The sequence below is a fragment of the Sphingopyxis sp. genome (genome assembly GCF_035686825.1).
GTDB lineage: Bacteria > Pseudomonadota > Alphaproteobacteria > Sphingomonadales > Sphingomonadaceae > Sphingopyxis.
The window spans coordinates 595446-620051 of sequence record NZ_DASRYZ010000002.1 but is presented as its reverse complement, the minus strand read 5'-3'; the positions used below and the strand labels follow the sequence as shown (position 1 = coordinate 620051).

Below are 24606 nucleotides of genomic sequence, written 5' to 3'. Positions count from 1 at the left end.
CGCGGCGCATGGCGAGTCCCGGCGCGGCAGGAAGCATCCGGCTCGACAAGCTGCTCTGGTTCCTCCGTTTCGCGCGGTCGCGCAGCATCGCGCAGGCGATGGTCGAGGCGGGGCATATCCGGCTCGACGGGCGGCGCGTCACGCGCTCATCTTGCGCGGTCCACGCGGGGGCTACGCTGGTGCTGCCGGTCGGCGAGCGCATCGAGGTGATCCGCCTCCTGACCCTTCCCCTGCGCCGCGGCCCAGCGCCCGAGGCGCAGGCCTGCTATGTCCGGCTCGATTCGCCATATCCCGCCCCCTCCAGCTGAACTATCGGCGGGTGAGGAAAAGCTGTCGCCCGAAAGCGCGCACTTTTGCCTATCGAGTGAGAGTGATTCGCAACTGTCGCTTTGCGTTGACGCGTAACATTCGCGCGGCTTAGAGGCGGGGGCATTCATTGTCCGGACGGCAAGGGTGCCGCCGACCAAGGGAGCGAATACCCATGACCTATGTCGTCACCGATGCCTGCGTCCGGTGCAAATATATGGACTGCGTCGAGGTGTGCCCCGTCGACTGTTTCTATGAGGGCGAGAATATGCTCGTCATCAACCCGAACGAGTGCATCGACTGCGGCGTGTGCGAACCCGAATGCCCCGCCGAGGCGATCCTGCCCGACACCGAGAGCGGCCTCGAAAAGTGGCTCGAGGTGAACAGCAAGTTCAGCGCCGAATGGCCGAACATCACGGTCAAGAAGGAAACGCCGGCCGACGCCGACGAGTTCAAGGGCGTCGAGGATAAGTTCGACAAATTTTTCTCGCCCGAACCGGGCGAAGGCGACTGATCGCTTCGATACGAGACAGCGGGGCGGGACTTTCCCGCCCCTTCTTTTTGCCCTCTTGAAACGGGCCCGTTTGGCGACGATGTAGGACGGCGAAGGGGCCAGCCCGCCGGTTCTCGGCAAGGCGCTCCCGATAGTGAAGGACGAATTCCCAATGATCGACCCGCTCGCCGCCCTTGTTCCCGTCGTCGTCGAGCAGACGAGCCGCGGCGAACGCAGCTTCGACATTTTCTCGCGCCTGCTGCGCGAACGGATCGTCTTCGTCACCGGCGAGGTCGAGGACCAGATGGCCTCGCTGATCACCGCCCAGCTCCTGTTCCTCGAATCGGAAAATCCGAAGAAGGACATCTATATGTACATCAACTCGCCGGGCGGCGTCGTCACGGCGGGCATGGCGATCCACGACACGATGCAATATATTCGCCCGCGCGTCGGCACCGTCTGCATCGGCCAGGCGGCGTCGATGGGCAGCTTCCTGCTCGCGGCGGGCGAGCCCGGGATGCGCGTCGCGCTGACCAACGCCCGCGTAATGGTCCACCAGCCGTCGGGCGGCGCGCGCGGCATGGCGTCGGACATCGAGATTCAGGCCAAGGAAATCCTGCGCATCAAGAAGCGGATGAACGACCTCTATGTCAAATATACCGGCAAATCGCTGAAAGAGATCGAGAAGGCGATGGACCGCGACACCTTCCTCGAAGCCGACGAAGCGAAGGAATTCGGCATCGTCGACCATGTTTACGACCGCCGTCCGGGCCTGCCCGGCGACGAGGCACCGAAGGATGTGAGCGAGGGCCCGACGCCCTGATTCGGTAGTGTTACGGCACCGGCCCGCTCCCCCTCCCAGCCTCCCATAGGATACTATGTCGGGAGGCTGGGAGGGGGAGCGGGCCGGTGCCGCCTGCCGACGAAACTCCCCGGTAACCGCATTTGTTGACATCCGCTTGGCGCCTTGGCGCTAGGCGGAACATTGAACCGATGTCACCCAATTGCCATATTGTAATTGGGTGACCGGGGGCTAGGATAAGGACGGCCGCGCCCGTTTTGGGCCCGCCATAGGAAGATTTATGACGAAATTGAGTGGCTCGGACAGCAAGAGCACCCTCTATTGCTCCTTCTGCGGCAAGTCGCAGCATGAAGTCCGCAAGCTGATTGCCGGGCCGACCGTGTTCATCTGCGACGAATGCGTCGAGCTGTGCAACGACATCATCCGCGAAGAGATCAAGGGCGGCGTCGCCGCGCGCAAAGACGGCGCGGTCCCGACCCCGCTCGAAATCTGCCAGCATCTCGACGCCTATGTCATCGGCCAGAACACCGCCAAGCGCGTGCTGTCGGTCGCGGTGCACAATCATTACAAGCGGCTCGCGAACAGCGGCCGCGGCGACGATGTCGAACTGGCAAAGTCGAACATCCTGCTCGTCGGCCCGACCGGCAGCGGCAAGACCCTGCTCGCGCAGACGCTCGCGCGCTTCCTCGACGTGCCCTTCACCATGGCCGACGCGACGACGCTGACCGAGGCGGGCTATGTCGGCGAGGATGTCGAGAACATCATCCTCAAGCTGCTCCAGGCCAGCGACTATAATGTCGAAAAGGCGCAGCGCGGCATCGTCTATATCGACGAAATCGATAAAATCTCGCGCAAGGCCGAGAATCCCTCGATCACCCGCGACGTGTCGGGCGAAGGCGTGCAGCAGGCGCTGCTCAAGCTGATGGAAGGCACGACCGCGAGCGTTCCGCCGCAGGGCGGCCGCAAGCACCCGCAGCAGGAATTCCTGCAGGTCGACACGACGAACATCCTGTTCATCGCGGGCGGCGCGTTCAGCGGGCTCGAAAAGATCATCGGCGACCGCCTGCAGGGCAAGTCGATCGGTTTCGGCGCGCATGTCGCCGGTCCCGACGAGCGGCGCAGCGGCGAGGTGCTGAAGCAGATCGAACCCGAGGATCTCCTCAAGTTCGGCCTCATCCCCGAATTCGTCGGCCGCCTGCCCGTCATCGCGACGCTCGAGGATCTCGACGTCGACGCGCTGGTCAAGATTCTGGGCGAGCCAAAGAACGCGCTGGTCAAGCAGTATAAGAAGCTGTTCGACCTCGAAGAAGTCGCGCTGACCTTCACCGACGATGCGCTCGTCGCGGTCGCCAAGAAGGCGATCGAACGCAAGACCGGCGCGCGCGGGCTGCGCTCGATCGTCGAGGCGATCCTGCTCGATACGATGTTCGACCTGCCCGACCTCACCGATGTGGTCGAGATCGTCGTCGACAAGGATGTCGTCGAAGGCCGCAAGGACCCGGTCCGCGTCTATGCCGACAAAAGCAAGGAAGCCGCCGGCGACGCCGCCTGATCCGAGTCGCGCGTCCGAGCGGCGCGCGACTTTTATGTTGCATTGCAGCAACAGTAGCCCTGAAAAACGAAACCGCGCCTGTGGATAAAATCGGGCGCGCGACGGAAATTCGGGCTTTTTCCACCCCCTTCCCAACCGCCCGCCGCGTGGCGCTTGCACTGTCACAATTGCTGTCACAATCGTGCCACATGCGGGCTTCAGGGGCGCTCGCAGGTCATGGCGCGCCCCGATTGCGTGCCTGCCGAACGCACCAATAGGGGACATCCTGACATGAAACTTCGTTATTCGATCGCGGCTAGCCTGATGGCTATCAGCGTCGCGACCGTCGTGGCGGCGCCCGCCCAGGCGCAGCAGATCACGACCGGCATCCAGGGCCAGGTCAACGACGACAGCGGCGCCGCGATCGGCGGCGCGACGGTCGTCATCACCGACACCCGCACCGGCGCCGCGCGCACGATCACCACGGGCGTCGACGGCCGCTTCTCGACCACCGGCCTCACCACCGGCGGCCCCTACACGGTCAGCGTCAACGCCGACAGCTATGAAGGCCAGTCGCTCCAGGACATTTACACCACGCTGCAGGGCAGCACCGACCTGACCTTCGCGCTCACCTCGGGCGGCGGCGAGATCGTCGTCACCGGCAGCCGCGTGCGCGTGACGCAACTCGAAGTCGGCCCCGGCACCAGCTTCACCACCGAAGTCCTCGCCAGCGCACCCTCGTTCAACCGCGACATCCGCGACATCATCCGCCTCGACCCGCGCGTCAGCCTCGATCGCGATGACGGCGGTTCGGGCGTCGACCGCATCTCGTGCCTTGGCGGTAACGACCGCGGCAACGCCTTCACCGTCGACGGCATCAGTCAGGGCGACATCTATGGCCTGAACGACACGGGTTTCTCTTCGCGCAGCTCGACCCCGATCCCCTATGACGCGGTTCGCGAAACGCAGGTCCAGTTCGCGCCGTTCGACGTCGATTACGGCGCCTTCACCGGCTGCGCGATCAACGTCGTGACCAAGTCGGGCACCAACGACTATCATTTCGGCGGCTTTTTCGAATATTCGGACAACGGCCTGCGCGGTAACAGCGTCGCGGGCGAGCCGGTCGCGCCGGTCGAAGCCGAAAAGCGCTGGGGCGTCTGGGCCGGCGGCCCGATCATCAAGGATCGCCTCTTCTTCTTTGGCGCCTATGAACATCAGCAAGCCGGCCAGGCGCAGGACGACGGCCCGGCGGGCGCGAATTATGCCAACGAAATCCCCGGCGTTCCGGTCGAAGCCTTCAACGAAATCTCGGACGTGCTGAGCAGCGTCTATGGCGTCGAAACCGGTCCGCTCGTTCGCAGCCGGCCCTATGAAAACGACCGCTATTTCGGCCGCCTCGACTGGCAGGTCAACGACGACCACCGCCTCGAACTGACCTATCAGCGCCTCGAGGAAGCCACCACCCGCGCCGACGACTTCAGCAGCTCGTCGACCAGCCCGCGCGTCACCGGTCTCAACACCTTCTACCTCAGCGGCACCAAGTCGGATTATTATTCGGCGCGCCTCTATTCGCAATGGTCGGACGAATTCTCGACCGAGCTGCGTTATTCGCGCTCGAAGATCACCGACCGTCAGGATCCGATCGGCGGCGGCGAAGCGCAGTCGGACAATCCGATCCCGCGCATCATCGTCGGCGTCACGACGGGCGAGCCCGGCGAAGAGATTTACGGCCAGGTTCTGGCCGGCCCGGGCTTTTCGCGCGCCGCCAACGACCTGCGCACCCAGGTCGACGCCTTCCGCGCGGTCGGCAAGCTCGACAAGGGCGCGCACCAGTTGAAGGTCGGCTTCGAAATGAACCGCGCCGACCTGTTCAACCTGTTCGTCCAGAACGCGACCGGCACGCTCTATTTCCAGGACATCGACGCGCTGCGCGAAGGCCTGCTGTCGGACGGCACGCGCACCAATCCGACGGCGGAGCAGATCGGGCTTGGCCAAGCGGTCGGCGCTGAAGGCAATTTCACCGCCACGGGCAACGTCCGCGACGCGGCGGCGGCCTTCAAGCGCACGACCTTCTCGGTCTTTGCGCAGGACGATTGGGAAGTCAGCGATCGGCTGAACGCCGTCGTCGGCGTCCGCGCCGACTGGTATTCGGGCGGCCAGCCGAACCTCAATCCGCTGTTCCTGCAACGCTATGGTTTCTCGAACACCACGGGCTTCAGCAACCTCGATCCGATCGTCATGCCGCGCCTCGCGCTGACCTATGACATGGACGATTTCGCGGTGTTTGGCCGGCCCAAGCTGACCGCCGGCGTCGGCATCTTCTCGGGCGGCGATCCGCTCGTGTGGTTCGGCAACGCGTTCCAGAACGACGGCCGCGGTTTCGCCACGGGCACGACGACCGACGCGGCCTGCGGCACCGATCAGATCGACGTCGTCACGGGTGGCCAGTTTACCGGCGTTCCCGACTGTTTCCAGGAGTCCGCCTCGGCCAATGCCGCTGCGGGTCGCGGCGACACCCAGTCGATCAGCCCGAACATCACGATGCCGTCGGTGCTGCGCGCCAACATCGGCTTCCAGTCGCAGCTGAACTTTGCCGACACCGGCTTCTTCAGCAACTGGTTCGTCAACCTCGACTATATCTACAGCAAGTATCGCAATCCGTTCACGCTGGTCGATCTGTCGCAGACGGTGAACCCGGCGCTCGGCATCAACGGCTACACTGTCGATGGTCGCCCGATCTATCGCGCGATCGACGCGAACAACGCCGGCTGCACCGCCGAACTGGTCGGGCTCAACCCCGCCCCGGTCTGGGAAAATGTCAACGCCATCTGCTTCGACACCGGCCGCGACGACGAACTGCAGCTGACCAACGGGCCGGGCTATCGCAGCCATATCGCGTCGTTCATCCTGTCGAAAACCTTCGACGGCGGCCTGTTCACCTCGAACGGCAGCGTCGATTTCAACGTCGGCTACAGCTACACCGACGCGCAGGATCGCCGCAGCATGTACAATTCGACCGCTGGGTCGAACTACGACCTCGTCGCCGCGTTCGACCGTCAGAATCCGGCGGCTTCGCGCGGCTTCTTCAGCAGCAAGCACAATATCTCGACGCGCCTCGCCTTCCGCGAGGAATTCTTCGAGGATCTGTCGACGCGCTTTGCGATCAGCTTCGTCGCGCGTTCGGGCCGTCCGTACAGCCTGACCTTTACCGGCGGCGGCGTGTTCAACGACAGCGCTTCGGGCTTTGAAAACGCGCTCGTCTATCTGCCGACCGGCGTGGACGATCCGAATATCTCGGACGCGTCGGACATGGATGCGGTGCAGGATCTGGTCGCTTTTGCCAGCGGTCTCGGCTGCGCCAAGAAATATATCGGCAAGACGATCGCCCGCAATACCTGCTCGAACGACTGGTATTTCGACATGGACCTGTCCTTCTCGCAGGAACTGCCCGGCCCCGGCCGCCTGTTCGGCAAGAATGACAAGCTCAAGCTCTATGCCACGATGGACAATTTCCTGAACTTCCTCGACAACGACTGGAACGTTCAGCGCCGGCGCAACTTCGCCGGGCTGCAGGATATTGCCAGCGGCGGCATCGACGAAGATACCGGCCAATATATCATCAGCGGTTTCAACGGTGATGGCTATGCCGGCGATAACCAGATCAACACCAGCTCGTCGGTGTGGCGTCTGAAGGTCGGCGTGTCCTACGAATTCTGATCGCAGGATCGACCACAAAAATGGGGCGCGGGAGGCAACTCCCGCGCCCTTTCTCTTTCGGCGGAACAGGCAGACCGCCGCCCCACTGGCGGCGAGGACGGGTCAGTCCGTAGCGATGCGGCGGGCGGTGTCCTGGACGAGCGCGATCATGTTGGGGACGCCCTGCGTGCGGTTCGACGACAGCTGGCGCGTGAGGTCGAAGGGGGCGAGCGCGGCGGCAACGTCCATCGCGGCGACTTCGGCGGCGGGCTTGTCCTGCACCGCCGAAAGCACCAGCGCGACGATCCCCTTGGTGATCGCGGCATTGCTGTCGGCGAGGAAATGGAGCCGGCCGTCGTCGCGCGGCACCGGATAGACCCAGACGCTTGCCGAGCAGCCGCGCACCAGCGTCGCATCGGTCTTGAGCGCGTCGGGCATCGGTTCCAACTCGCGGCCAAGCTCGATCAGCAGGCGATAGCGATCGTCGCCGTCGAGAAAATCATATTCTTCGAAGATGTCGTCAAGGCTGCGCATGGCGGCGGCACTGGCAGATTTGGGGAGGAGTTGAAAGAGGGAGGCCTCCCCTTTTCGTCGCCCCCGCGAAGGCGGGGGCCGCTGTCGACTTGTCGCGGCGCGGCTTCAGACCGCTAGCGGCCCCCGCCTTCGCGGGGGCGACGCTTTATTACAGGTCGACCCCCGCCGCGATCGCTTCCAGTTTGCGCAGCCGTTCCTTGAGGTCGGCGATCTCGATCCGCGACCCGGCATTGGGAACGCCCGGATCGTTCGGCGCCGCGACATGTGCCGCCGCCAGTTCTTCGCGCTTGAGCTGGATCCAGTCGCGCCAGCCGCGCAGCGCGACCAGGCTGACGATGCTCAGCGCGCTGAGCGCGACCGCCGCGGCGGTGAAGTCGGGAGTGATGAAAGCCATGAGCGTTGCTCCTTTGCCGGCATTCAGATTTTGCTGCTGTCGCGCAGCTTCTCGATTTCCTGGTCGAGCGTGACAGCGCGGTTATTGTCGGTGGCGATGCGCTCGAGCACCTGGATACGCTCCTTGAGCGAACGGATCTCGGCCTGCAGCGCCTTTGTCTCGCTATTGTCCTGGGCGACATAATATTCGCCCCCCTTGTGGTCGCGGCGGATGCCGTGCTTGGCGCGGATGATGCTGCCGACCGTCACGATGAGGACGATGCCGATGACCATTTCAAACGGGCCCATGGGGAGGTTCCTTTCCTATTCTCTTATCATTGTCAGTTGAGCGGGGCGTCGCGCAGCTTTTCGATCTCGTCGGCGACATCAATTCCCTTGTCGGTAACGATGCGCTCGAGAACGCGGACGCGGGCCTCCAGCCGTTCGGTGTGCGCCGCATATTGGGCGGCCTTTTCGGCGGTCTCGTTCGTGATCGCCTTGAACTGCCGTTCCTTGAACTTGAGGTGGCGTTCATAGGCGGCGTAGCCGATGCCGAGCGTGACGGGCAGGCCGACGACGATCAGGAGGATGACGATGGCTTCCATGGTTGCTCTCCTCAGTTCGCCGGGCGCCGCAGCGCCTCGATCTCGCTTGCCACCCGGTGGCTCTCGTCGGTGACGATGCGCTCGATCACCGCGAGGCGATCCTTCACCGAACCGAGTTCGGCGCGCAGCTGGGCATTTTCCTGACTGATCAGCTTGACGCGTTCCATCGCCTCGTCGCTGGTCTTGGGATAGACCGCCTTGCCCCAGCTGTTTTCCAGCGGATAGCCGTTCTTGACGCGCAGCCAGGTGGTGAAGACCCATCCGGCAACCCCGGCGAGGCCGACGATCGCGGCGACGGGGGCGATGGTGTTCAGGACGTCCAAATTCATTGCCTCATATCCTCTCAGCGCAGGCGGTCGATCTGGTCGGCGAGCTGCGCCGCCTTTCCGCCTTCTTCGGTCGCGATGCGTTCGAGCACCGAAATCCGTTCTTCCAGCCGGCTGACCTGCCCCGCCAGCTTGGCGTTGTCGTCGGTCAGCAGGGCGATTTTTCGATCAGCGTCGCGGTCGGTTCGATGAACCGTGCCGCCCCATTCATTCTCGATCGGATAGCCGTGCTTGGCGCGGATCCAGGTGGTGAACATCCAGCCGCCGATCGACAAGGCGATGATGGCGAGGACGAAAGTGGTACCACCGAAATTCATAGTTAGTCTCCCTGTTTGCCCCAGTTCGATCGGCGTTCCGGATTACCGAAGAGCCTCGATCTCGTCGGCAAGGCGGCGATTATGACTGGTGTAATATTGCTCGATGTCGGCAAGTCGGCGGTCGATGTCGCGGAAGCGTGATTTGATGTCGCGGGTCGATGCGGTCGGGTTGCTGCGCACACCCTGCCAGAACTTCGCTTCCTCGGTCGAGCCATAGAGCGCGAAAGGTTTCGGAGTGCCCATCCAGGCGACCATCCAGTAAGCGATCAGCGTCCAGGGGAAGCCGCCCATCAGCGTGAGCAGCACCGCGCCGACGCGAACCCAGAGCACGTCGATCCCGCTATAGTCCGCGATCCCCGCGCACACGCCGCTCCATTTGGCGTTCTGCTTGTCGAGATAGAATTTGGTGCGGCTGGCAGACATCTCAGTTCCTCCGGTTCGTCATGTTTTCGAGTTGCGCCAGCTCCTCATCGCTGCGTACCGCGGGGCGGAAGTCGGGATGGTCGGCGCTGATGATACGTTCGACGGTATGTAGACGATTCTCGAGCCGACGAGCCGTATCGTAAAGTTCGTCGAGCAGCTGTTCATCCTCTCCGGTCAGCGTCTTGGCCTGCTTCCACTTGGTGATGTAGTGGAGGATCAGCCAGGGCAGACCGAGGAAGAGCGTTCCGATGACGATCGGGACAATGATGACTTCTTCCATCGGTCCGGCTCCTTAATTCTTGCCCTGCGCGGCCTTCAGCGCGGCGAGTTCGTCGGCGACCTTGTCGGCGGCCTGCAGCTCGGCGATTTCCTCGTCGAGCGACTTCTTGTAGCCGAGGCCCAGCGCATCGGCACGGCCTTCGGCTTCGTCGACGCGGCGTTCGAGGATTTCGAAGCGCGAGAAGGCGTCTTCGACGCGGTCGCCGTTGGTCATCTCGCGCAGCTTGTAGCGGTTCTCGGCGCTTTCGAGGCGGTTGACGACGCTCGACTGGCGCGCGCGGGCTTCGCTCAGCTTCTTCTGCAGCTTGGCGATGTCGGCCTCGTAACCGGTCAGCGCGTCGTCGAGGACGGCGATCTCGGCCTTGAGCTTCTCGGCCATGTCACCGGCCTTCTGCTTTTCGACGAGCGCGGCGGTGGCGAGGTCCTCGCGGTCCTTCGACAGCGCGAGTTCGGCCTTTTCCTTCCAGCCGTCCTGCAGGCTTTCGAGCTTGGCGATGTGGCGGCGCATCTCCTTCTGGTCCGCGATCGTGCGGGCGGCGGAGGCGCGGACTTCGACGAGCGTTTCGTTCATCTCGAAGATGATCTGGCGGATCATCTTTTCCGGATCCTCGGCCCGGTCGAGCAGGTCGGTGACGTTGGCGGCGATGATGTCGCGGGTTCGTGAGAAAATACCCATTTGAAACTCCTGTCGAAAACTTGAGACCTTATGTCTTTTTGGGGGTGTCTGTTCTTAAAAAAGGCTGGTGCCGGGGCGGGGCAAGGGGGGAGAGTGCCCCGGCACCAGTGCCGGTCAGGCCAAAGCGCTGACCGCCGGGGACATGACAGCGGCAACCAGCGGGCCGGCGGGAGTGCCGGTGACGCTGGCGGCGACCTGGGGCTGGTCGATCACGCCGACGAGAATGGCCAGTGCTCCGGCCGCGCTGAGCGCGAAGGTGGCGGCTTGGGCAAACATCGTCTTCATGGTTCAACTTTCCCTGGTTTCGCTGCACCGGTGCGATGTGCGCCGGTTCGTTGAAATCATTGCAGGAGGCGTGCCAATTGGACGAAACAACGGAAAACCGCCGAACTTCACAGCGGAATCGGTAGCCGGATCGATTTGACTTGCCAATCAGCGGGAAAATTTGCCAATGATTGGGAATGGAGCGCGAAACGCAGTTCATCGGTCAGTCTGCGGCCTTTCAGGACGCGGTCGAGCGCGCGAGCCTCGCGGCGTCGCTCGACCGCCCGGTGCTCGTGATCGGCGAGCGCGGCACGGGCAAGGAGCTGATCGCCGAGCGCCTCCACCGCCTGTCGACGCGGTGGGATCGGCCTTATGTCATCATGAACTGCGCCGCGATGCCCGAGACGCTGATCGAAAGCGAACTCTTCGGGCACGAAGCGGGCGCCTTCACCGGCGCGACGCGCAGCCGCGCGGGGCGCTTCGAGGAGGCCGACGGCGGCACGCTCTTTCTCGACGAACTCGCGACAATGTCGATGGGCGCGCAGGAGCGCCTCTTGCGCGCGGTCGAATATGGCGAGGTCACGCGCGTCGGCGCGTCGCGCCCGATTCGCGTCGACGTGCGGATCGTCGCGGCGACCAACGAGCATCTGCCCGCGCTGGTCGACGATAACCGCTTTCGCGCCGACCTGCTCGACCGGCTGTCGTTCGAGGTCATCACCCTGCCCCCGCTGCGCGCGCGCGAAGGCGATATCGAGGTGCTCGCCGAATATTTCGGGACGCGCATGGCGGCGGTGATCGGCTGGGACGAATGGCCAGGCTTCGGCCCGCGCGCGCTCGCGGCGATGGAGGGGCACGACTGGCCGGGCAATGTCCGCGAACTCAGGAACGTTATCGAACGCGCCATCTATCGCTGGGCCGACCCGACGAAGCCGGTCGACGCGCTGAGCTTCGACCCCTTCGCGAGCCCGTGGCAGCCGATGTCGCGCAAGGCACCACCAAAACCCGCGGCGTCCGCCCCGGCGCCCTCAGGCGATACCGCTCCCGCCGCCGCTCCAACCCCGGGCCCGGTCAGCGACCTGCGCGCCGCGGTCGACGGCTATGAACGGACGATCCTCGCCGACACGATGGCGCGCTGCCGCTTCAACCAGAAGGTCGCGGCCGAGGCGCTGGGGCTGAGTTACGACCAGATCCGCCACGCGCTGAAGAAGCATGGGCTGAATCAGTAACCCGGCGCATTCTTCAGCGTCATGCCGGACTTGATCGGGCATCCATGATGCGGCCGCCGAGTGGATCCCGGATCAAGTCCGGGATGACGAATGGAGCATTACCCTTTCGGCAACCCTGCGCTCAACGCCTCGATCACCGCATCCTGCGTCGACACCAGATCGGCGAGCCGGTCGCGCAGCGCATAGATATCGGGCAGGCCGTCGATCTGCTCATCGACGCTGCGATCGAGATAGAGCCGGTCGATGTCGGCGAGCGCCGCGGTCAGCGGCGCGCGCGTGGCGATGAGGCGCGAGATCGCCTGCTGCGCGACGACCCAGCGTTCGCCGGCGACCGGCGCGCCCGCCGCCGCCGACACGAGCGAGGCGGCGGTGCCGCGCTCGGCGGCGAATGCCTGTTGCCCGGCGGCGGCATCGGCCTCCCAGCGGTCGAGCCGTCCGGCGAGGTCGGCGGGCAGCGGCCCCGGCGGCGCCAAGACGACCGCGGGCGGCGCGACGTCGAATCGCCCCTCGACCGCGCGCTTCGCCAGCGAAGGGCCGTCATTGGACTGCGCCGCGGCGCAGGCGGGCAGCGACAGGAACAACGGGGTGAAAAGAAGGACGCGCTTCATCGCCGCCCCTGATATGGCTGCGTTCGCGGCGCAGCAAGTGCCGAATCGGCAGCGCATGCGATAATCGGTGCCGCCGCGCGCTTTCGGATAAAAAGCGCGGGATTTGGCGGTTGACAGCGCGGGCCTGGCTCGCTAGTGGCGCTGACTTTCCCGCATGCCGGAAAAATCGCCTGCTTTGGCGGGGGACTGGCAGCGCGGGTGTTCTAGTTTCTGATTGGATGGAAGACCATGTTCGCAATCGTGCGCACGGGCGGAAAGCAGTATCGCGTTGCCGCCGGAGACAAGATCGCCGTCGAGAAGATCGAGGGTGAAGCCGGCGACACCGTGTCGCTGGGCGACATCCTGCTGGCCGGCGACGGCGGCGAGGTGAAGGATGCGAAGGGTCTCGTCGTTTCGGCCGAGATCATCGCCCAGACGCGCGGCGAAAAGGTCATCGTCTTCAAGAAGCGCCGCCGGCACAATTACCGCCGCCGCAACGGTCACCGCCAGTCGCTGACGCTGCTGCGCATCCTCGCCGTCGGCGATGCCAAGAAGGCCGCGCCGAAGAAGGAAGCCGCTCCGAAGGCCGAAGCCGCTCCCGTCGCCGAAGCCAAGGCTGCTCCCGCGAAGGAAGCTGCGCCGAAAAAGGCCGCTGCTCCCAAGAAGGAAGCCGCACCCAAGGCGGAAGCCGCGGAAAAGAAGCCCGCCGCCAAGAAAGCGGCCCCCAAGAAGGACGCCTGAGCGCGGCAACGCGGCTCGGCTTCCCCGAACGAATTAAGGAGCATCAGTCATGGCACATAAGAAAGCAGGCGGTTCTTCGCGCAACGGTCGCGACTCAGCCGGCCGCCGCCTTGGCGTGAAGAAGTTCGGCGGTCAGGAAGTGATCGGCGGCAACATTATCGTGCGCCAGCGCGGCACCAAGGTGTACCCGGGCGCCAATGTCGGCATGGGCAAGGACCACACGCTGTTCGCGACCGCGGACGGCCGCGTCCGATTCCACGACGGCAAGCTCGGCCGCAAATATGTATCGGTCGACATGATGGCCGAAGCCGCCGAATAGGGACGATCGCTGACGGGTCGTCCACCAAGGGATGACCCGGAGCTGTCCTTTCCGCGAAACGCGGAAACAAGGTTCGAAAAGAGGGAGACGGGTCACCCCGGTCTCCCTTTTTTCTTGCCTGAAATCCGCAGTCTAGCGGGCCGGCGCGAAAACGGGGCCTTCCACCTCCCTCCACATCGAATGTCGTCAAAGCGTCACCATCTGGCGCCAAGGCGACAGGCATTGGGAGTTTGAGAATATGTTCGCGCGTACCGAAAGACTGTTGCTGCGGCCCGGCTGGCAGGAAGATGCCCCCGCGCTCGCCCGTGCGATCGGCGAAGAAGCCGTGGTCCGCAACCTCGCGACCGCGCCCTGGCCCTATGGCGAGGCGCAGGCGCAGGAGTTTCTGGCTAAGCCGATCGATCCCGACCAGCCGCGATTCCTGATCTTCGCCCGTACCGGCGCCGCCCCGCGCCTCGTCGGCGGCTGCGGCATTTCGCCGAGTCCGGAAGGCGAACTCGAAATGGGTTACTGGATCGCGCGGCCCTATTGGGGTCTCGGTTTCGCGACCGAGGCGGGGCGCCAGCTGCTCCACATCGCGCGCGCGATGAACCTGCCCCGGTTGTCGGCGGGCCATTTCCTCGACAATCCGGCGTCGGGCGCGGTGCTGCGCAAGCTGGGTTTTAAGCCCACCGGCAAGGTCGCGCAGCGTTACAGCCTCGCGCGCGGCGGCGATGCGCCGTGCGCGCTGTTCGAGGAAGGCGACGCCGATGCCGATAGCACCGTCACCCCGATGCGAAGCCGCATCGGGGTGGACGAGGATTTCCGCGAGGATATCAGGTTGATGGCAGCGTAAAAGTTGGCGTCGCCCCCGCGAAGGCGGGGACGACGGCCTTCCCTTACCCCCGCATCTTGTTGACCATGCCCATGATGTCGTCGAGCGGATTGCCGTCGCCGTCCATGTCGAGCATCTTGCCGATGCCGCCCAGACCGCCGGCGGAAGGCGCCGCGCCGCCGCCCATCGCGCCGCCGAGGACATTGCCGAGCATGCCGCCCAGACCGCCGCTCGCGGCGCCCCCACCGCTTGCGCCGCCCTGCTTCGCCATATAGCCCGCCGCCATCATCGCCAGCATCGGCAGCATCTGCTTGAGGATTCCCGTGTCGATCCCGGTCTGCGCCGCAGCCTGTCCGGCGACGGTGCGGCTGACATCCTTCGACCCGAAAATCTGGCCGAGCACCTCGTTGCCCTGGCTCACCGGGGTCGGCTGCGACCCGAGCACCGAATCGAGCAGGCCGCCGCCGCCGAGCTGACCGAGCAGCCCGCCGAGTCCCTCGAGTCCCTGGGCTCCCCCGCCACCCGATTGCGCCTGTTTCTTGAACCCGCCGAGGATCGCGGGGAGCAGCGCGTCGGCGCCCTGTTTCGCCATCGCGGGCGGAATGCCCAATTCTTTCGCCATCGATTCGATGCCGCCGGCCTGCGCCAGAATATCGGTCAGATTCATGGATCATACTCCCGCTACGGCGCCGATCGGATCGCGCCGGATAGGAAACAGTATAGCAGCCGGCGGGATCAGGAGGAGTCGTCATTTGGCTGTCATTCTCAATTGCATAGTCCTAGCTTGCACCTGTGCGACTCGCCTTTCCGGGGAGCGCCGTGGTTTCTAGTGGGAGCTACACAATGAGCATTTTCGGCAAGATCAAGGACGCGATTTTCGGCAAGAAGGCGGTCGCCGCAGAACCCGCCGCACCGGCCGCGCCCAGCCCCGTCGGCACCGCGCTCGACGCCGCGACGCAGGCGATGGCGTCGGCCGCCGCGGCGCCGGTCGACGTCGACGCCATCCTCACCGCCGAGGCGGCGAAGGCCGGGCAGGATCTCAACTGGCGCACGTCGATCGTCGACCTGATGAAGCTGCTCGGCATCGATTCGAGCCTCGCCAACCGCAAGGAACTGGCGCAGGAACTCGGCTATACCGGCGCGCTCGACGGCAGCGCCGAAATGAACATCTGGCTGCACAAGGCGGTGATGCGCGAACTCGCGGCAAATGGCGGCAAGGTGCCCGCCGACCTTACCGACTGATAGACGGCCGATAATTTTCGACCGGGGGCGGGCGAGCTTCGGCTTTCCCGCCCCCTTTTCGTTGACCGCGCTGCGCCCCACTCCCTAGACAGGTTTCACAAGAAACAAAGTCGCAGGGAGCCGCCAGTGCAACATCCGCTTTCCACCCCCGTCAGTCGCCGCCGCACGCTCGCCACGCTTGGCGCCGGCACCGCGGGCCTCGCGATCGCGGGTCCCGCCGCGGCGCTGCAGGACGCGCCGAAGAGCGATGCGCAGCAGTTGCTCGACTCGGTCGCCGACAATCTGCTCGCGCAGTCGCCCGAGGGCGCGACCTCGCTCGGCATCGACACCGGCGCGCGCGCGGCGATGCGCGGGCAGCTTAGCGATCGCTCGGCGGCGGGGGTGAAGGCGCTCGCCGACACGCTGAAGGCCGACGTCGCGCGCGTCCGCGCCTTCGACACGGCGGGGCTCGACCATGCGACGCGCACCAGCCTCGCGGTCGTCGAAAGCGCCTATGACGTCGCGCTTGCCGGCTTTGCCCTGCCCTATGGCGACGTCGCGGTCGGCGGCTGGCGCAACACGCCTTACGTGGTGATCCAGAATGTCGGCGCCTATCTCGACGTCCCCAAATTCCTCGACAGCGACCATCCGGTGAAAAGCTCGGCCGACGCCGAGGCCTATCTTTCGCGCCTCAACGCCTTTCCAGGCGTGCTCGACGGCGAGACCGACCGGCTGAAGGCGGCGGGCGGACAGGGGCTCATCGCCCCCGCCTTCCTGATCGACAAGGCGGTGACGGCGATGGAAGCGACGATCGCCGACGCGAAGGCGGGCGGGTCGATGGTCGAAAGCCTCGTCCGCCGCACCGGCGAGGCGAAAATCGCCGGCGACTGGTCGGCGCGTTCGGCGAAGATCGTGCAAGGTCCCGTCGCGGCGGCGCTCGAACGCCAGCTCGCCGAGCTGAAGGCGCAGCGGCCGAAGGCGACGATGGACGCGGGGATGTGGGCGCGTCCGGGCGGCGACGAATGGTATGCGTGGGGGCTCCGCGCCTCGACCACTACCCGCATGACCCCCGACGAGATCCACGCGATGGGCCGCGAGGAGCTCGCCGAACTCCACGGCCGGATGGACCCGATCCTGAAGAAGCTCGGCTATACGCAGGGTTCGGTCGGCGACCGGATGAACGCGCTCGCCAAGGACCCCAAATATAAGTTCCCCGACAATGATCAGGGCCGCGCCGAGATCGTCGCTTATATCCAGACCTGGCTCGGCAAGATCCGCGCCGAACTTCCGCGCGCCTTCCGCACCCTCGTAAAGGGCAATGTCGAGGTGAAGCGGCTGCCGCTCGCCGAGGAACCCGGCGCGCCCGCGGCCTATGGCGGCGCGGGGTCGATCGACGGCAGCATTCCGGGGCGCTTCTGGATCAACCTGCGCACGACCGAGCTGCACAGCAAATATTCGCTGCCCGATCTGACGATGCACGAGGCGATCCCCGGCCATGCGTGGCAGGGCGAATATGCGCATGCGATGCCGCTGATCCGCACGATGCTGGCGTTCAACGCCTATTCCGAAGGCTGGGCGCTCTATGCCGAGCAACTCGCCGACGAACTCGGCCTCTACGACGATTTCGAGGTTGGACGTCTCGGCTATCTCCAGTCGCTCGCCTTCCGCGCGTGCCGCCTCGTCGTCGACACCGGCCTCCACGCCAAACGCTGGACGCGCGAACAGGGGGTGGAATTCTTCGTGCACGAGAATGGCTCGAACCCGCTCGAGGTCGCGAGCGAGGTCGACCGCTATTGCAGCTGGGCGGGGCAAGCCTGCGGCTACAAGGTCGGGCACAGTGAGATCGTGCGCCAGCGCGGCCTCGCGCAAAAGGCGCTCGGCGCCAAATATGACCTGCGCGATTTCAACGACGTCGTCGTCAAGGGCGGCAACGTCCCGCTCGACGTGCTCGCGAAAAATGTCGACGAATATGTGCGGGGAGCGAAGGCATGAGGCCGCACGTCATGATGAAGAGCCTGTTCGGCGCCGCGTTGCTCGCCGCGATCCCCGCCCACGCGCATGAAGCGGCGGACGCGCCCGGCGCGGGGCGCGTCACTATCGCGACGAGCGACGTCGATCGCTTTTACGCGCTCTATGACGATCCCGCGCTCGCGGCGCAGCCCGAGGTGGTGGCGGCGCGCTATCTTGCCACTCCTTCGCCGGGACTCGCCGAATTCATGGTGATGCGCCGCATCACGCCCGAAAAGCTCGCCGCCGCGCTGCGCAACAAGCGCCAGGTCTTTGACGACGCGCGCGGTTGCGCGGCAAATCTTCCCGATGTCCGCACGCGCCTTGTCGCCGCGACCGACCGCCTTGCGCAAATTTATCCCGCCGCGAAATTTCCGCCGATCACCATCGCCATCGGCCGCGCGACGACCGCGGGGACCGCCAATGCGAAGGGGCTCTACATCGGTCTCGAGGCCCTGTGCGCCGCCAAATTCATCGAAGCCGACGACGAGGACCGCTTCGTCCATGTCATCGCGCATGAATATGTCCATGTGCAGCAGCCGCTAGCGCAGGTCGAGGATCGCGAAGAATCGGTGCTGCGCGCGGCGCTCGTCGAGGGCGCGGCCGAATTCGTCGCCGAGCGGATGACGGGATCGGTCGCCTATCCGCTGCTGCACCAATGGGCGAAGGGGCGCGAGAAGGAGCTCGAGACGATCTTCCTCGCCGAAAAGGACCAAAAGGCGATCGGTTCGCGCTGGCTCTACAACCAGAAGGGCGCCGATGGCTGGCCGGGCGACCTCGGCTATTGGGTCGGCTACCGCGTCGCCAAGGCCTATTACAACCGCACGCCCGACAAGGCGGCGGCGATCAAGGCGATCATCAAGATGACGGATCCCGCGGCCTTTCTTGCGGAAAGCGGGTGGACCCCGGGGATCACGCTCTAGGGGAGCGGCGCGAGGTCGGGTTCGACGAAGCCGCGGCGCGCCGGGACCGAAAAGAGCAAGTCACGGCTGTAGAAGCGCAGCGGCCAGTCGCGGCGGCCGGCGTCAGACAGCAGCAGCGCATTGACGCGCGCCGCGAGCCCCGTCTCGGCCGTCTCGCGCAGGAACAGCTTGACCCCCGCGACATAGGCGCGGGTGATGCTGTCGTGATAGCCGCCGTGATCGTCGTTCACGCCGCCGACGCTCTCGTTGAAGCGGCGGATCAGCCCCGCGATCTCGGCATCGAGGTCGATGTCGGGGCGTTCACTGAGCAGCCAGAGGCACGCGCCCAAGTGGGCCTCGTGCGTCCACGCCTCGCGCGGCAAGGCACAGGCAAGCAAACCCTCGCCCAGCGCGTGAATGTCGGAATCGCGCGCGAACAGGCGCGGTTTATATTCGGTGGTCATGGGTCCGGTCCTTCCGGGTGAATGAGCACCCGGAAGTTTCCGGGTCAATTATGCCGCGACGGCCGCCTGCTGCGGCGCCGCCTGGCGGACGCCTTCGTCGACATGCTCGGCAAATTGCGCGAAATTGTCGATGAATTGGCCGACGAGCGTCTGCGCCGTGCGGTCATAGGCCGCCTTGTCCGCCCAGGCTTCGCGCGGGTCGAGCAGGCCGCTATCGACGCCCGGCACCGCGACGGGCACCAGGAAGCCGAAGTTCGGGTCCTTGCGGAACTCGGCGTCGTTCAGGCTGCCGTCGAGCGCGGCGTTGAGCAGCGCGCGGGTCGCCTTGATCGGCATGCGCTTGATGCCGTCCATCGTCGCCATGCCGCCGGTCCAGCCGGTGTTGACGAGCCAGCACTGGACGCCGCCCTTGGCGATGCGTTCCTTGAGCAGGTTGCCGTAGACCGACGGGTGGCGCGGCATGAAGGGGGCGCCGAAGCAGGTCGAGAAGGTCGCCTCGGGCTCGGTCACGCCGATCTCGGTCCCCGCGACGCGCGCGGTATAGCCCGAGAGGAAGTGATACATCGCCTGGTCGGGGGTCAGCTTCGCGATCGGCGGCAGCACGCCATAAGCATCGGCGGTAAGCATGATGACGGTCTGCGGCACCGGCCCCATATTCTGTTCCGACGTGTTCGGAATGAAGTCGATCGGATAGCTGCCGCGGCTGTTCTCGGCGAGGCTCGCATCGTCGAAGTCGAGTTCTCGCGTTTCGGAATCCATCACGACATTTTCGAGGATCGTGCCGAAGCGTTTGGTGGTCGCGAAAATCTCGGGCTCGGCCTCGGGCGAGAGGCGGATCATCTTGGCATAGCAGCCGCCCTCGAAGTTGAAGACCGCGGTGTCGGACCAGCCATGCTCGTCGTCGCCGATCAGCGTGCGCGAGGCATCGGCCGACAGCGTCGTCTTGCCGGTGCCCGAAAGGCCGAAGAAAACCGCCGTATCACCGTTTGCGCCGATGTTCGCCGAACAGTGCATCGGCATCACGCCCTTTACGGGGAGCAGATAGTTGAGGATGCCGAACACCGACTTCTTCATCTCGCCCGCATACTGCGTGCCGCCGATCAGGATCAGCTTTTCGGTGAAGTTGACCGCGATCACCGTCTCGCTGCGCGACCCGTGCTTCGCCGGATCGGCACGGAAACTCGGCAGGTCGATAATCGTATATTCGGCCGCGAACGATGCGAGCTCGGCCGCAGTCGGGCGGCAGAGCAAGGTGCGGATGAACTGGCTGTGCCAGGCGAATTCGGTGACGACCTGCACCGCGACGCGATGCTCGGGCTGCGAGCCGCCGAAGAGCTGCTGGCGATAGAGGCGCGGGCGCTCGGCAAGGTGCGCGAGGAAATCGGCCTTCAGCGCCGCGAAATGATCGGGGGTCATCGGCACATTGGTCTTGCCCCACCAGATGGTGTCGCGCGTCTCGTCGTCCTGGACGATGAACTTGTCCTTGGCGCTGCGGCCGGTGTGCTTGCCCGTCTCGACGACGAGCGGGCCGTCCTTGGCGAGCCGGCCTTCGCCATGGCGCACCGCGTCCTCGATCAGCGCCGACGTGCCCCAGTTTTCGGCCACGTCCGCCTGCGTGTCGACGGTGTCGCTGCCGATCACAACCTTGGTCATTTTCCTTCGCCTTTCCTTGTCCGGCGCCGCCGCCTGCATACCTATGCAATGCTCAGCGCGCTAATGGGCTGGCCCGCATTTGCATGGGTGCCGACGTGTCCGCCGATTCCGAAATCCCGGCCGCGTTAGCGAGGGCGGGGGCCAAGGTCAAAAGATTAACGTGGCGCAGTGCAGCATGTGCGACGAGCGCTTGGCGAGGGAACCGGTGCCATGCGCGCGCGGTTGTCGCTGAACGCCGGATAGGCTAATCGCTCCCCTGGAGCCCGCCCAATGGAAAGAGCATGACGGCAACCATCGCGCTGGTCGACGACGACCGCAATATCCTGCAATCGCTGTCGATCGCGCTGCAAGCCGAAGGATTCGTCACGCGCGTCTATTCGGACGGCGAGGCGGCGCTGAAGCCGCTGATCGACAATCCGCCCGACCTTGCCGTCTTCGACATCAAGATGCCGCGGATGGACGGGCTCGAACTGCTGCGCCGGCTGCGCGAGAAGAGCCAGCTTCCGGTCATCTTCCTGACCAGCAAGGACGACGAGATCGACGAGGCGCTGGGCCTCGCGATGGGCGCCGACGACTATATCGCCAAGCCTTTCTCTCAGCGCCTGGTGATCGCGCGCATCCGCGCCATCCTTCGCCGCGTCGAGCTCAACCGGAGCGCGCCGAGCGACGACGACGAGCCCGTCGCCGAGCCGATCACGCGCGGGCGGCTGAGCATGGACCCCGCGCGGCACAAGGTCGCCTGGGACGGCAAGGATGTGACGCTGACCGTCACCGAATTCCTGATCCTCGAAACGCTCGCGAGCCGCCCCGGGGTCGTACGCAGCCGCAACCAGCTGATGGACGCCGCCTATCAGGACGACGTCTATATCGACGACCGCACGATCGACAGCCACATCAAGCGCCTGCGCCGCAAGTTCCGCGAGGTCGATCCCGAATTCGACGCGATCGCGACCCTCTATGGCGCGGGTTACCGCTTTGCCGATGAAAGCTGAGGCCCGGAAACACGACCGGCTGAAAGCCGACGCGAGCATCGCCGAGCAGGAGGAATCGCCGCTCGTCTGGTCGGCGCGCTGGTCACTGACCACGCGCATCCTCGCGGTCAACATCCTCGCCGTCGCGTTGCTTGCGGGTGGCTTCTATTATCTCGACACCTATCGCAGCCGGCTGGTCGACACGCGGATCGAGGTGATGAAGGACCAGCTCGCGATGCTCGACAGCGCGCTCGAGGCAGCACGCCCCGACCAGCGCGCCACCCTGATCCGCGAATTCACCAAGGCGACCGAATCGCGGCTGCGCTTCTATGGCGCCGACGGAAGGCGCGTCTCCGACAGCTTCGCGAGCGGACCGCCGACCTACACGCTGCGCGATCCCGAGCTGCAGCCGTGGAAACGCGACGCCGCGCGCGCGATGGATCGCGGCATCGACTGGATCGTCGGCGCGCCGAGCTATCCCGATTTCGAGGAACCGCGCGACGACCGCGCGCGGTCGTGGCCCGAGGTCGTCGAGGCGCAGCAAAGCGGCCTCGCGGCCAGCCGCTTCCGCTATGCGCCCGAGCGCACGCCGCTGCTTAGCGCCGCGCGCGTCGTCGAACTCGAAACGCCGCAGACGGTGCTGATGACGCTCAACGCGCGCGACATCACGCGGACGGTGCGCGCCGAACGCTTCCGCCTCGCGGTGGTCATCCTCGTCGTGCTGATGGCGTCGGTGCTGCTCTCGCTCTTCCTCGCGCGCACGATCGTCCGCCCCTTGCGCCGCCTCGCGCGCGCCGCGGTCCGCGTCCGGCTCGGCCGCGCGCGCGAAGTCGTCGTCCCGCGCCTGCCGAGCCGCCGCGACGAGATCGGCACGCTGGCGCGCGCGCTGTCGGATATGACGCAAGCGCTTCGTGAGCGCATCGACGCGGGCGAGCATTTCGCCGCCGACGTGACGCATGAACTCAAGAATCCGATCGCCTCGGTCCGCTCGGCGATCGAGGGGCTGGGCCGCGTCAAGAGCGACGAGCAGCGCGCGCAATTGCTCCGCATCGCCGACGAGGACGTTCGCCGCCTCGACCGGCTGGTGAGCGACATCAGCGAGGCGAGTCGCGTCGATGCCCAGCTGTCGCGCACGCTATTCGAACCCGTCGACGTCGGCATCATGATCGAATCGATGCTCGCCGCCCGCGCCGCGCGCGTCGAGGCGGGCACACCGCACCCGCGCGTCGCCTTCGCGCGCCCGCGCAAGGGGACGACCGTCGTGATGGGCGACGGCCACCGGCTCGAGCGGGCGATCGACAATGTCATCGACAATGCGATCAGCTTCTCACCCGCCGACGGCCTCGTCTGTGTGTCGGCGACCCTGCTCGGCGACGAGGTGCATGTGAAGGTCGACGACGACGGCCCCGGGATCGAACCGGCGCAGCGCGACGCGATTTTTCGCCGCTTTCACAGCGAGCGGCCCGCGGGCGAGGCGTTCGGCCGTCACAGCGGCCTCGGCCTCGCGATCGCGCGGACGATCGTCGAAGGGCACAGCGGGACGATCAGCGCAAAGGATCGCGACGACGGCAGTCCCGGCGCGAGCCTGCTGATCACCCTGCCGGCGCGCGACGGAGGGCAGGAGGCGAGCTGACCGCGCGCATCCTATCGCCTTGCGGCCCCGCTTCGGCGCCGGTAAGCCTTGCGCCATGCTTCCGAGCCGGACCAGAACCGAAATCGTCAACATCCACGCCAGCTGCGTCGCGGCGGGCAATGGCGGCGTCCTGATTCTCGGCAATTCGGGGCAAGGCAAATCGGACCTCGCGCTGCGGCTGATCGATCGCGGCGCCCGGCTGGTCGCCGACGATCGCTGCGATATCTGGTTCGAGCGCGGCCGCCTGTGGTGCCGCCCGCCCGAGACGCTCGCCGGCAAGCTCGAAGTGCGTGGAATCGGGATCATCGAGCGGCCGTGGACGGCACCGGTGCCGCTCGCGCTCGCGGTGCGGCTGTCCGACCGTTACGACCGCATGCCCGCGGTGGGGCAGGTCGAGACGGTTGCGGGCCACCCGCTTCCCGCGCTGCTCTTGTCGGCGTTCGAGGCGTCGGCGCCGATCAAGATCCTGCTCGCGCTCGAACAGCTGGCGCCCGCCGCATGAGCCAGGATGTCGAATCGCGGCTGCTGCTGGTCACCGGCCTGTCGGGCGCGGGCAAGTCGACCGTGCTCAAGGTGCTCGAGGATCTGGGCTGGGAGGTCGTCGACAACCTCCCCCTCGCCTTGCTCGAAACGCTGATCGACGCCCCCGTCAAGCCCGGCGAAGCGGGGCGCCCGCTCGCGATCGGCATCGACAGCCGGAGTCGCGGCTTCCGCCCCGCCCTGCTCGTCCGGCGGATCAAGGAATTGCGTGAAAGCGGCCGCCGCGACATCCAGACCCTGTTCCTCGATTGCGCGGGCGCCGAGCTCGAGCGCCGCTTTTCCGAAACGCGCCGTCGCCACCCGATGGCCGAGGACCGCCCCGCCGCCGACGGAATCGCGCGCGAGCGCGAGATGATGGAGCCGCTCCGCCGCTGGGCCGAGCATGTCGTCGACACGACCAATTACAGCAGCAACGATTTGCAGCAGGAAATCCGCCAGCGCTTCGCCGCCGCGGACGACGGCGAGCCGGTGCTCAACATATTGAGCTTCGGCTTCGCGCGCGGCCTGCCGCGCAACGCCGACCTGGTGTTCGACATGCGCTATCTGCGCAATCCGCATTGGGACCCGAAGCTCAAGCCCGGGACCGGGCTCGATGCCGACGTCGCCGCCTATGTGATCGCCGACCCCGCCTATGAGGATAGTGTCGCGCAGATCGAGCGGCTGATCCTGACGCTGCTGCCGCGCTACCGCGCCGAGGGCAAAAGCTATGTCACCATCGCCTTTGGCTGCACCGGCGGGCGGCACCGCTCGGTCCACGTCGCGACGCGGGTGGCCCAAACGCTGCGCGAGTCCGGATATGAGCCAGCGTTGACCCACCGCAATCTTGACTCCGCCCCGCAAGATGGGCTTGAGGGCAGGCCCCCGCCCGCGTCTCCCGCATCCGGCGGCAACATATAAGGGTCGA

30 protein-coding genes are annotated in these 24606 nt (G+C 65.7%); 16 read left to right on the top strand and 14 right to left on the bottom strand.

All coding sequences use genetic code 11. The annotated features are described in order from the left end of the window. Positions 1-8: 8 nt before the first annotated feature. The 5 genes from VFG17_RS04200 (at position 9) to VFG17_RS04180 (ending at position 6849) form a co-directional block, all read left to right on the top strand. A complete protein-coding gene (locus tag VFG17_RS04200) occupies positions 9-308 on the top strand; it encodes an RNA-binding S4 domain-containing protein (RefSeq protein WP_325028202.1) in 300 nt (99 codons plus the stop codon). Between the two features lie 173 nt (positions 309-481). Continuing rightward, a complete protein-coding gene (gene fdxA, locus VFG17_RS04195; protein WP_325028201.1) occupies positions 482-820 on the top strand; it encodes a ferredoxin FdxA in 339 nt (112 codons plus the stop codon). A gap of 151 nt (positions 821-971) precedes the next feature. Next, entirely contained in the window at positions 972-1622 is a 651-nt protein-coding gene (locus VFG17_RS04190) for an ATP-dependent Clp protease proteolytic subunit (RefSeq protein ID WP_325028200.1), read from the top strand. Between the two features lie 259 nt (positions 1623-1881). Further along, positions 1882-3153 carry an ATP-dependent Clp protease ATP-binding subunit ClpX gene (gene clpX / locus VFG17_RS04185; protein WP_295322502.1) on the top strand — a complete coding sequence of 424 codons (1272 nt, stop codon included), beginning with the start codon at positions 1882-1884 and terminating at the stop codon, positions 3151-3153. A 270-nt stretch (positions 3154-3423) separates the two neighbouring features. Continuing rightward, the gene (locus tag VFG17_RS04180) at positions 3424-6849 is read left to right on the top strand and encodes a TonB-dependent receptor (RefSeq protein ID WP_325028199.1); all 3426 of its coding nucleotides are present in this window, start codon (positions 3424-3426) and stop codon (positions 6847-6849) included. A 102-nt stretch (positions 6850-6951) separates the two neighbouring features. Here VFG17_RS04180 and VFG17_RS04175 read toward each other — a convergent pair whose 3' ends face one another. The 10 genes from VFG17_RS04175 to VFG17_RS04130 all read right to left on the bottom strand — a co-directional run bounded on the left by VFG17_RS04175 (position 6952) and on the right by VFG17_RS04130 (position 10645). After that, positions 6952-7362 (bottom strand): SufE family protein, encoded by a 411-nt coding sequence (locus tag VFG17_RS04175; protein WP_325028198.1) that lies wholly within the window; start codon positions 7360-7362, stop codon positions 6952-6954. Positions 7363-7510: 148 nt separating this feature from the next. Beyond that, positions 7511-7756, bottom strand: a complete 246-nt coding sequence (locus VFG17_RS04170; RefSeq protein ID WP_325028197.1) for a hypothetical protein — start codon at positions 7754-7756, stop codon at positions 7511-7513. Positions 7757-7779: 23 nt separating this feature from the next. Then, complete coding sequence (locus tag VFG17_RS04165) at positions 7780-8043, bottom strand: hypothetical protein (protein WP_325028196.1); 264 nt, start codon at positions 8041-8043, stop codon at positions 7780-7782. Positions 8044-8075: 32 nt separating this feature from the next. Then, positions 8076-8339: a hypothetical protein gene (locus VFG17_RS04160; protein WP_037554916.1), complete on the bottom strand. Its 264-nt coding sequence runs from the start codon at positions 8337-8339 to the stop codon at positions 8076-8078. A gap of 11 nt (positions 8340-8350) precedes the next feature. After that, positions 8351-8668: a hypothetical protein gene (locus VFG17_RS04155; protein ID WP_325028195.1), complete on the bottom strand. Its 318-nt coding sequence runs from the start codon at positions 8666-8668 to the stop codon at positions 8351-8353. A gap of 14 nt (positions 8669-8682) precedes the next feature. Next, positions 8683-8982 (bottom strand): hypothetical protein, encoded by a 300-nt coding sequence (locus VFG17_RS04150; RefSeq protein WP_325028194.1) that lies wholly within the window; start codon positions 8980-8982, stop codon positions 8683-8685. Between the two features lie 42 nt (positions 8983-9024). Beyond that, the gene (gene pspC, locus VFG17_RS04145) at positions 9025-9405 is read right to left on the bottom strand and encodes an envelope stress response membrane protein PspC (protein ID WP_325028193.1); all 381 of its coding nucleotides are present in this window, start codon (positions 9403-9405) and stop codon (positions 9025-9027) included. Between the two features lies 1 nt (position 9406). Continuing rightward, positions 9407-9685: an envelope stress response membrane protein PspB gene (gene pspB / locus VFG17_RS04140; RefSeq protein WP_037554911.1), complete on the bottom strand. Its 279-nt coding sequence runs from the start codon at positions 9683-9685 to the stop codon at positions 9407-9409. Positions 9686-9697: 12 nt separating this feature from the next. Beyond that, positions 9698-10360 (bottom strand): phage shock protein PspA, encoded by a 663-nt coding sequence (pspA, locus tag VFG17_RS04135; protein WP_325028192.1) that lies wholly within the window; start codon positions 10358-10360, stop codon positions 9698-9700. A 114-nt stretch (positions 10361-10474) separates the two neighbouring features. Beyond that, on the bottom strand, positions 10475-10645 hold the full coding sequence (locus VFG17_RS04130; protein ID WP_193749205.1) for a hypothetical protein: 171 nt from the start codon (positions 10643-10645) through the stop codon (positions 10475-10477). Between the two features lie 176 nt (positions 10646-10821). On the opposite strand from VFG17_RS04130, the gene pspF reads away from it, so the two are divergent. Continuing rightward, complete coding sequence (pspF, locus tag VFG17_RS04125; RefSeq protein WP_325028191.1) at positions 10822-11850, top strand: phage shock protein operon transcriptional activator; 1029 nt, start codon at positions 10822-10824, stop codon at positions 11848-11850. A gap of 98 nt (positions 11851-11948) precedes the next feature. Here the strand turns inward: pspF and VFG17_RS04120 are convergent, their stop codons facing one another. After that, on the bottom strand, positions 11949-12458 hold the full coding sequence (locus VFG17_RS04120; protein ID WP_325028190.1) for a hypothetical protein: 510 nt from the start codon (positions 12456-12458) through the stop codon (positions 11949-11951). Between the two features lie 228 nt (positions 12459-12686). Between VFG17_RS04120 and rplU the strand changes: the two genes are divergently transcribed. The 3 genes from rplU (at position 12687) to VFG17_RS04105 (ending at position 14332) form a co-directional block, all read left to right on the top strand. Then, a complete protein-coding gene (gene rplU / locus VFG17_RS04115) occupies positions 12687-13178 on the top strand; it encodes a 50S ribosomal protein L21 (protein WP_325028189.1) in 492 nt (163 codons plus the stop codon). A gap of 49 nt (positions 13179-13227) precedes the next feature. Further along, positions 13228-13497 (top strand): 50S ribosomal protein L27, encoded by a 270-nt coding sequence (gene rpmA / locus VFG17_RS04110; RefSeq protein ID WP_037554904.1) that lies wholly within the window; start codon positions 13228-13230, stop codon positions 13495-13497. A gap of 238 nt (positions 13498-13735) precedes the next feature. Continuing rightward, complete coding sequence (locus VFG17_RS04105) at positions 13736-14332, top strand: GNAT family N-acetyltransferase (protein WP_325028188.1); 597 nt, start codon at positions 13736-13738, stop codon at positions 14330-14332. Positions 14333-14375: 43 nt separating this feature from the next. Here the strand turns inward: VFG17_RS04105 and VFG17_RS04100 are convergent, their stop codons facing one another. Next, positions 14376-14978 (bottom strand): DUF937 domain-containing protein, encoded by a 603-nt coding sequence (locus VFG17_RS04100; protein ID WP_325028187.1) that lies wholly within the window; start codon positions 14976-14978, stop codon positions 14376-14378. A 176-nt stretch (positions 14979-15154) separates the two neighbouring features. On the opposite strand from VFG17_RS04100, the gene VFG17_RS04095 reads away from it, so the two are divergent. The 3 genes from VFG17_RS04095 (at position 15155) to VFG17_RS04085 (ending at position 18462) form a co-directional block, all read left to right on the top strand. Then, a complete protein-coding gene (locus VFG17_RS04095; RefSeq protein WP_037554901.1) occupies positions 15155-15553 on the top strand; it encodes a DUF3597 domain-containing protein in 399 nt (132 codons plus the stop codon). Positions 15554-15679: 126 nt separating this feature from the next. After that, a complete protein-coding gene (locus tag VFG17_RS04090) occupies positions 15680-17524 on the top strand; it encodes a DUF885 domain-containing protein (RefSeq protein WP_325028186.1) in 1845 nt (614 codons plus the stop codon). Further along, complete coding sequence (locus VFG17_RS04085; protein WP_325028185.1) at positions 17521-18462, top strand: DUF2268 domain-containing putative Zn-dependent protease; 942 nt, start codon at positions 17521-17523, stop codon at positions 18460-18462. The genes VFG17_RS04090 and VFG17_RS04085 overlap by 4 nt, the downstream gene beginning before the upstream one ends. Here VFG17_RS04085 and VFG17_RS04080 read toward each other — a convergent pair. Next, the gene (locus VFG17_RS04080; RefSeq protein ID WP_325028184.1) at positions 18459-18905 is read right to left on the bottom strand and encodes a hypothetical protein; all 447 of its coding nucleotides are present in this window, start codon (positions 18903-18905) and stop codon (positions 18459-18461) included. The two genes, VFG17_RS04085 and VFG17_RS04080, sit on opposite strands and share 4 nt — an antisense overlap. 48 nt (positions 18906-18953) lie before the next feature. Next, entirely contained in the window at positions 18954-20558 is a 1605-nt protein-coding gene (locus VFG17_RS04075) for a phosphoenolpyruvate carboxykinase (protein ID WP_325028183.1), read from the bottom strand. 281 nt (positions 20559-20839) lie between these two features. Here VFG17_RS04075 and VFG17_RS04070 point away from each other — a divergent pair, with 281 nt between their 5' ends. The 4 genes from VFG17_RS04070 to rapZ are packed head-to-tail and all read left to right on the top strand — an operon-like array spanning position 20840 to position 24599. Continuing rightward, positions 20840-21550: a response regulator transcription factor gene (locus tag VFG17_RS04070; protein ID WP_325028182.1), complete on the top strand. Its 711-nt coding sequence runs from the start codon at positions 20840-20842 to the stop codon at positions 21548-21550. After that, positions 21540-23162, top strand: a complete 1623-nt coding sequence (locus VFG17_RS04065) for a stimulus-sensing domain-containing protein (RefSeq protein WP_325028181.1) — start codon at positions 21540-21542, stop codon at positions 23160-23162. The genes VFG17_RS04070 and VFG17_RS04065 overlap by 11 nt, the downstream gene beginning before the upstream one ends. 55 nt (positions 23163-23217) lie before the next feature. Next, positions 23218-23664, top strand: coding sequence for an HPr kinase/phosphatase C-terminal domain-containing protein (locus VFG17_RS04060; protein WP_325028180.1), 447 nt, complete (start codon positions 23218-23220; stop codon positions 23662-23664). Next, positions 23661-24599 carry an RNase adapter RapZ gene (gene rapZ, locus VFG17_RS04055; protein ID WP_325028179.1) on the top strand — a complete coding sequence of 313 codons (939 nt, stop codon included), beginning with the start codon at positions 23661-23663 and terminating at the stop codon, positions 24597-24599. The genes VFG17_RS04060 and rapZ overlap by 4 nt, the downstream gene beginning before the upstream one ends. Positions 24600-24606: the final 7 nt, after the last annotated feature.